Raw genomic sequence first — 1,012 nt, 5'->3', positions numbered from 1 at the left:
TCATTAGAGTTGTTCCCCAATAGTTTCAGAGCAGCCAAAAGTTCCATAGACCCGCAGAGATGACCACGACATCATCTTCAAAGGTTGCTCTGTGGTTGCGGTAAGGGGTGACGAGGATGCGGTAGCGCTTGATGCCGCCAATGGCATGCTCAACAAAGATGCGTAGCTTGGCTAAAGCGCGGTTATCCTGTTTCTGCTCTTTGCTGAGTTGCGGCTTGGCATTGTGCTTACTCCTACGCGGCTCTTTGTGGGGGATACGGATGCACTCGCCCTGGTAGTCTTTTTGAACCCCTTGATATCCTGAGTCAAGTAGCACGTCAATACCTATAAACCAAGCCTGTTGTGCTGGAAACTCCTTTTTGAGCAAGGTGTAGTCGTGGCTACGACCTGGAAAGGTCTGACCCACAAACAAAATGACTTTCTCGGCGCTAGACATAAGGGTGTTCTTTAACGTGTGCCGCTTTTTTTGCCACTGTACAACTCGCGCTGCCGTTGGTTCTCACCTGGACGACGGTGCAAACGTTCACTGACATCGATGAGTAGCTTGTCCACACCCTCTAGAGCCATCTTGAACTCCTCAAGCGTGGCAAACTCCCGCTTGGGTAAAACATCTAAGCTCGCTAAGGTCTTGTACAAAATAGGGGTTAGCCTACCTGTGGGCCGCATGGCCTATGCACGTTCTCGCAGGCTTTAGAACGTGCCATGTCGAAGTGTGTCCCCAGTACATCAAAGGTCGGATAGTTTTTAAAGTAGTAGAGCATAAACATCAGCTTGTCTGCACCCCTAGGCAGCTTCCCCTTCTGTCCTGCACCCGGTCGGCGTCGCTTTATACCCTGTTCATATGCTTGCTGCCGCTCTGCTTGATAGACCTCTGCAAACCGGGTTGCTAGCTTGTCGAACTTCTCTCTGGACAGTCCTGTTAAAGCCCTCAGCTGCCGTTCATCACGTATCTTCTCTGTCATCTTCCTAGCTTGGCAGCTCTGACTTGCTATTGGGGAACAACTCTTATGTA

Annotated in this window: 1 protein-coding gene and 1 pseudogene; both read right to left on the bottom strand. The window is 50.5% G+C overall.

What is annotated here, in order from left to right:
* Positions 1 to 25: 25 nt before the first annotated feature.
* Positions 26 to 457: pseudogene (locus ACFW2W_RS21605) on the bottom strand (transposase family protein); the annotation flags it as partial.
* A gap of 187 nt (positions 458 to 644) precedes the next feature.
* Positions 645 to 1,012 (bottom strand): transposase family protein (locus tag ACFW2W_RS21600; protein WP_378183073.1); only part of this gene is annotated, 368 nt, incomplete at its 5' end.

It is taken from the genome of Coleofasciculus sp. H7-2 (assembly GCF_042747725.1).
Taxonomy (GTDB): domain Bacteria; phylum Cyanobacteriota; class Cyanobacteriia; order Cyanobacteriales; family FACHB-T130; genus FACHB-T130.
The sequence above is the reverse complement of the archived record's forward strand: the minus strand, read 5'-3'. Positions and strand labels throughout refer to the sequence as shown.